5 protein-coding genes and 1 pseudogene are annotated in these 6,179 nt (G+C 70.0%); 3 read left to right on the top strand and 3 right to left on the bottom strand.

What is annotated here, in order from left to right; translation table 11 throughout:
- From ACK41U_RS18855 to ACK41U_RS18845, 3 genes are all read left to right on the top strand, one after another.
- The coding region (locus ACK41U_RS18855; protein WP_409683677.1) for a tripartite tricarboxylate transporter permease at window positions 1-1,397 on the top strand (1,397 nt) is incomplete at its 5' end.
- Window positions 1,394-2,914 (top strand): aldehyde dehydrogenase (NADP(+)), encoded by a 1,521-nt coding sequence (locus tag ACK41U_RS18850; RefSeq protein WP_409683674.1) that lies wholly within the window; start codon window positions 1,394-1,396, stop codon window positions 2,912-2,914. The genes ACK41U_RS18855 and ACK41U_RS18850, both read left to right, overlap by 4 nt.
- A complete protein-coding gene (locus ACK41U_RS18845; protein ID WP_409683671.1) occupies window positions 2,911-3,882 on the top strand; it encodes a 2-hydroxyacid dehydrogenase in 972 nt (323 codons plus the stop codon). Before ACK41U_RS18850 ends, ACK41U_RS18845 begins: the two co-directional genes overlap by 4 nt.
- Before the next feature lie 23 nt (window positions 3,883-3,905).
- On the opposite strand, the gene ACK41U_RS18840 is transcribed toward ACK41U_RS18845, so the two are convergent.
- From ACK41U_RS18840 to ACK41U_RS18830, 3 genes and pseudogenes are all read right to left on the bottom strand, one after another.
- Window positions 3,906-4,898 carry a carbohydrate kinase family protein gene (locus ACK41U_RS18840; RefSeq protein ID WP_409683668.1) on the bottom strand — a complete coding sequence of 331 codons (993 nt, stop codon included), beginning with the start codon at window positions 4,896-4,898 and terminating at the stop codon, window positions 3,906-3,908.
- The gene (locus ACK41U_RS18835; RefSeq protein ID WP_409683665.1) at window positions 4,895-5,566 is read right to left on the bottom strand and encodes a D-lyxose/D-mannose family sugar isomerase; all 672 of its coding nucleotides are present in this window, start codon (window positions 5,564-5,566) and stop codon (window positions 4,895-4,897) included. The genes ACK41U_RS18840 and ACK41U_RS18835 overlap by 4 nt, the downstream gene beginning before the upstream one ends.
- Window positions 5,563-6,179, bottom strand: a pseudogene (locus tag ACK41U_RS18830) (gfo/Idh/MocA family oxidoreductase); the annotation flags it as partial. The pseudogene ACK41U_RS18830 and the gene ACK41U_RS18835, both read right to left, overlap by 4 nt.

The raw sequence follows: 6,179 nt of genomic DNA, 5'->3' as shown, positions 1-6,179 counted from the left end.
TGGCGCTGCTGGTGCCGATGACCTTTTTCATGGAGCCGATCCCGGCGCTGGCGGCCATCGTCGCGGCCAGCGGCATGGCGATCTTTGCGGGCGACATTCCCGGCGCGCTGCTGCGCATTCCGGGCACGCCCGCATCCGCCGCCTATGTCGAGGACAGCCACCGGCTGGCGATGAAGGGCCAGATCAACATGGCGCTTGGCACCAACCTGCTGGTGTCCTGCATCGGCGGGCTGGTGGGCGTCTTCGTGCTGATCGCCGCCGCGCCGCTGCTGGCGGAATTCGCGCTGCGCTTTACCTCGTATGAATATTTCTGGCTGGCCGCCCTCGGCCTGTCCTGCGCCATCTTCATCGCCTCGGCAGATCCGCTCAAGGCCGGGATCGCGCTGCTGATCGGGCTGGCGCTGGCGACCGTGGGGCTGGACCCGACGACCGGCGTGCCCCGGTTCACCTTTGGTCAGGTGAACCTGATGGCGGGGGTCGAGTTCATCCCGGCCATGATCGGCCTCTTCGCGCTGGCCGAGGTCATGCGCGGCGTCATCCGCCTGAACCACAACGCCCCGCCGCCCCGGATGCCACAGGGCGAGGGCGCGCTGTTCAAGGGCGTCGGCGGCGTGATCCGGCGCCACCCGAAGAATATCGCGCGCGGCTCGCTGATGGGCACGCTGATCGGGGCGCTGCCCGGCGCGGGGGCGGATATTGCCGCCTGGATGGCCTATGCGGTGTCGAAACGTTTCTCGAAAACGCCCGAGAAATACGGCACCGGCCATGTCGAGGGGCTGGTCGATGCCTCGGCCGCCAACAACGCTGCCGTGGGCGGGGCGTGGATCCCGGCGCTGGTCTTTGGCATTCCCGGCGACAGCGTCACCGCCATTGTCATCGGCGTGCTGTACATGAAGGGCATGAATCCCGGCCCGACGGTGTTTTTGCAAAATCCGCAGCTGATCTATGCCGTCTTCATGATCTTTATCCTGACGACGCTGATGATGGTCCCGCTTGGCTGGGTCGCGGTCAAGGCCGCGCGGCAGGCGCTGCGGGTGCCCTCGCGCGTGCTGCTGCCGATCGTGCTGGCCTTTTGCATCGTCGGCGCCTTCGCGATGACCAACTCGGTTTTCGGGATCGTCATCATGCTTGCACTCGGCCTTCTGGGATGGTTGCTTGAGGAAAACGGCTTTCCCGTGGCCCCGATCATTCTGGGTCTGGTGCTGGGCGGCATGTTCGAGCGGATGTTCATGACGTCAATGATCAAATCCGGCGGCGATCTCAGCGCCTTTTTCGACCGGCCCATTGCGGCGGGGCTGGGGGTTTGCGTGCTGCTGCTGTGGGGCGCGTCGGTGGTGGGCGCATGGCGCCGCCGGGGCGCGCGCCGCGAGACAACCGACATGAGGAAGACGACATGACCCATACCCCCCACGGCGCCCATCTGATCGCAGGCGAGAAGATCACGACCGGGGCGCGGTTCACCTCGGACCCGGCCCATGGTCCGGCGCATGAATTCGCGGTCGGCAGTTCCGATCTGGTGGCCCGGGCCTGTGCGGCGGCAGAAGCGGCGTTTGACGATTTCGCCGCCACCTCGCGCGCCGACCGGGCGCGGCTGCTGGAGGCCATCGCCGATCAGATCGAGGCCCGCGCCGAGGCGATCACCGCCATAGGTCACGCCGAGACCGGCCTGCCCGAGGCGCGCCTGCAGGGCGAGCGGGGCCGCACCACCGGCCAGCTGCGGCTGTTCGCGGACCATATCCGGCAGGGCGACTATCTGGACCGCCGCCATGACGCGGCGCTGCCCGACCGCCAGCCGCTGCCGCGCCCCGATCTGCGGATGATGCAGCGGCCCATCGGGCCGGTCGCGGTGTTCGGCGCCTCGAACTTTCCGCTGGCGTTTTCGGTCGCGGGCGGCGACACGGCGGCGGCGCTGGCGGCGGGCTGCCCGGTGGTGGTCAAGGGCCACTCGGCCCATCCCGGCACGGGCGAGATCGTGGGCGATGCCATTGTCGCGGCGCTGGCGGACTGCGGCATGGCGCCCGGCATCTTCAGCCTCGTGCAGGGCGGCACGCGTGAGGCGGGCGAGGCGCTGGTCACCGATCCGCGCATCAAGGCGGTGGGCTTTACCGGCAGCCTTGGCGGGGGACGCGCGCTCTACAACCTGTGCGCCGCCCGCCCCGAGCCGATTCCGTTCTTTGGCGAGCTGGGCAGCGTGAACCCGATGTTCGTCCTGCCCGCCGCAATGTCGGCGCGGGGCGCGGCGATCGCCAAAGGCTGGGCCGCCAGCCTGACCATGGGCGCGGGGCAGTTCTGCACCAATCCCGGCATCGCGGTCGTGATCGGGGGACCGGACGCGGATGCCTTTGCCACGGCCACCGCCGCCGCGCTGGCGGATGTCGCGCCGCAGACCATGCTGACGCCCGGCATGGCGCGCGCCTATCGTGACGGCGCCGCCCGGATCGCGGCGGGGCAGGGCGTGCAGGTGCTGCTGGCCGGGACGGCCGATGCCCGCGCCGCCGCGCCGCATCTGTATCAGGTGCAGGCCAGCGACTGGCTGGCCGATCACGCCCTGTCCGACGAGGTGTTCGGCCCCCTCGGCCTGATCGTCCGGGTCCGCGACGCGGCGCAGATGCTGGATGTCGCGCGCAGCTTCGCGGGCCAGCTGACCGCCACCCTGCAGCTGGACGATGGCGATACCGATGCGGGCCGCCGCCTGCTGCCGGTGCTGGAGCGGATGGCGGGCCGCGTGCTGGCCAACGGCTTTCCCACCGGGGTCGAGGTGGCCGATGCGATGGTGCATGGCGGTCCTTACCCGGCCTCGACGAATTTCGGCGCCACCAGCGTCGGCACGCTGTCGGTCCGCCGCTTTCTGCGTCCGGTCTGCTATCAGAACCTGCCCGACGCGCTGTTGCCTGCGGATCTGGTGGCGTCGTGAAACCGCATGTGCTGATGCTGTGCCCGATCCGTCCCGACGCGCTGGCGCGGCTGGAGCGGGGCTACCATGTGCACCGGCTGGATCAGGCCCCGGACCCCGACGCGCTGCTGGACCGCCACGGCGCGCAGATCCGGGCCATCGTCGCCAACGGGCATGTGCCGGTCACGGCGGCGCTGCTGGAGCGTCTGCCCGCGCTGGAAATCGTCAGCTGCTCGTCGGCCGGATATGACAGCTTTGATCTGGCGGCGATGGCCCGGCGCGGGGTGCGCCTCGGCAATACCTCGCCCGCGCTGGCGCAGGAGGTCGCGGATATGGCGATGCTGCTGGCGGCGGCGGCATGGCGCAATCTGGTGGCGGGGGATGGCTGGGTCCGCTCCGGGGACTGGGCGCGCAAGGGTGCGTTTCCGGTGCAGCGGGGTCTGCGCGGGCGCAGGCTGGGCATCGTCGGGATGGGCACCATCGGCCAGCATATCGCCGATCTGGCGGGGCTGTTGGGGCTGCGGGTCACCTATTGGAACCGCAGCGCGCGGCCCGTCGCGCACAGCTATCAGCCCGATCTGCTCGGGCTGGCGAAGGACAGCGACATTCTGGTCGTCATCGTGGCCGGGGGCGAGGGGACGCGGGGCCTGATCTCGGCTCCGGTGATGCGGGCGCTTGGCCCCGAGGGGCTGCTGGTCAACATCGCCCGTGGCTCGGTCGTGGACGAAGAGGCGATGATCGGACTGTTGCAGGACGGCCAGCTGGGCGCCGCCGCACTGGATGTCTTTGCCACTGAGCCGGATGTGGACCCGCGCCTGACCGCCCTGCCCAACGTGACGCTGTCGCCGCATCAGGGCTCGGGCACCACCGAAACGCGCGAGGCGATGGCCGCGCTGACGGTCGACAATCTCGACGCGCATTTCGCGGGCCGACCGCTGCCAAGCGAGGTCAGCTTGCCGGGCAGCGGGGCCACGCGCCCGGCAGAGTGAGCCCCGGCGCGGCAGGCGGCCCGTCATCGGGCAGGATCGCGCGGCAGCAGGTCAGGCCCCAGCCCCCCGGTTGCGGTTTTAGACCCCAGGCAGGCGCGGGCCGCGCGGCAGCCAAGATCGATGCAATCCTGCCGCGACCAGCCCTCGTGCAGCCCATGGATCACACCGGCGGCAAAGGCATCGCCCGCCCCGACCGGGCTGACGATCCCGGCGGCGGGCAGGGGGGGCGGGATATGGATCAGCGCCTCGCCCGCCTCGTGCCACAGGATGCGGCGGGCGGAATGCATGACGACCGCGCGGCGCACCCCGCCTGCGGCCAGCGCCCCGGCGGCCCGGATCATGCCCGCCTCATCCGTGTCGCCTGTGATGGGGTGTCCGGTGGCCCGCGCCGCCTCGATCTCATTCAGAAACAGGATATCGACCTCGGGCAGCACGCCGAACACCGTCTGGCGATAGGCCGGGCCTTGCGATGAGACCAGATCGACGCAGGTCGTGATCCCTGCGGCCCGCGCCGCACCCAGCAGATCCGCCGCCACCGGCCGGCCATCGGGGCCGGGCGCGTCCAGCGCCGCCAGCAGGTTGAGATAGCCCAGATAGAGGATCCGGATCCCCGCCGCGTCCAGCCCCGCCACGTCGATCTGGCCGGGACCCAGCAGATCGTTGACGCCGGGGTGATAAAAGAAGGTGCGGCTGTCGCCCGGCACATTCATCACATGGGTCTGCGCGGTCGCCGCTGCCGCCGACCGCCCGATCCGCGCCGTATCAAGCCCCGCCGCCCGGCATAGCGACAGCATCTCATCGCCCAGGCCCCCTGCGCCGACCAGTCCGATGGGCAGCACCGGATAGCTGACCCCCATCGCGACCAGATCCGCCGCGACATTGGCCGCGCCCCCGCCCAGCCCGCTGGTCTGGGCCGAGATGCGCACAAGGTCGGATTTCTGCGGCCAGTGGGGAATGTCGTGGACGATGTCCAGAATCCAGTTCCCCGCACAGGCAACGCCGCGCCGCGCGGTCACCGACCGCCCCCTTCGTTCCACAGCAGGCGGTGCGGCGGCTCATCTTCCTCGATCTGCGAAAAGCGCCCGATCGGTTCAAGGAAAAAATTGTCGCCCCGGTCGTCATTGCACTGGCTGACCTCGGCCACAAAGACCGGCGCGTCCTCGCCCCAGAAACGGTGCTGGAGGCCGCGGGGAATGGTGATCGCCTGCCCGGCGCGCAGGCGGTGGACCTGCCCGAAGGCGGGCAAGGCCGCGCCGTCGATGCGCACCTCCTGCGCCACCGGCTCGCCGGTCAGCGGCGCGACACTCCCCTCGGGCGAGAACGCGACACACAGCGTGCCGCCGCCGCGCACGATGATATCCTCCAGCTTCATGCGATGCGCGTGAAACGGGGTTTCCTGCCCCACGCCGACGAACAGCAGCTTTTCGGCATAGGGCCGTTCGCCGTCGACACCGTGCAGCCCGTTGCGCGCGCAGAACAGCACGAGGCCGCGTGACCCGAACCGGCCCTGCCCGAAATCGGTGACATCCCAGCCGATCTGGCGTTCGGACAACCACGCGCTGCGTGTGGCATTGGCGGCATGGTCCTGCGGCGTCCAGCGGGCGAAATCGGGCAAGGCCCAGCCATGCGCTGCGGCCATCACCTCGGCGCTGCGGATGGCGGCGTTGATCTCGGATCGCTTCATGTGCCGTACTCCACATCAACCACGCGTTCCTGGGTGCCCGCTGTCAGGGCGGCGGTCAGGATGGCGTGGTGCTGTGCGGCCTCGTCCGGCGTCGCGCAGGGAAAGCCGCGGGCGTCGCCGCCTGCGGCCTCATCCACAAAGGCCGCCCACATCTGCAGGATCGCGTCGGTGAAACCGAATTCAAAGATGCCGCCGGTGATGGTGGGGAACAGCGACTGATAGCCCAGATCCTCGACCTGCCAGCACTGGCTGCCGCCCGGCTGATAGCGCATGAACCGCCACTGGCGCGGCGACCGGGTCGAGAATTCGGCCGATCCCGACATGCCCAGCACCCTAAGGCGCCAGGTGTTGGAATGGCCCGGCGCGATCCGCCATGTGCGCAGGGTCAGCGGAAAGGCGCCCGCGCCCGTGCCCACGCGTCCGGTGATCGTGGCATTGTCCCAGGTCTCGCAGGGCACGCGCGCGCCGGTGGCATCGGGCCGGGTGGGCACACGTTTGACAAGGCTGGCATGCACCCTGGCGGGCGCCCAGCCCAGCCGCAGCGGCACATGGCAGACATGCATCCCCAGATCGCCCATGCAGCCATATTCGCCGTTCACGGCGACCATCCGTT

Origin of the sequence: Paracoccus sp. (in: a-proteobacteria) (genome assembly GCF_046289755.1) — a bacterium.
GTDB lineage: Bacteria > Pseudomonadota > Alphaproteobacteria > Rhodobacterales > Rhodobacteraceae > Paracoccus.
Note: the sequence above shows the minus strand (reverse complement) of the source record. Positions and strands in the feature narration are given on the sequence as shown.

What these genes read in the sequence shown, in the direction of transcription:
- ACK41U_RS18850 (WP_409683674.1), top strand. Translation starts at nt 1,394, where the DNA reads ATGACCCATACCCCCCACGGCGCCCATCTGATCGCAGGCGAGAAGATC.
- ACK41U_RS18835 (WP_409683665.1), bottom strand. Translation starts at nt 5,566, where the DNA reads ATGAAGCGATCCGAGATCAACGCCGCCATCCGCAGCGCCGAGGTGATG.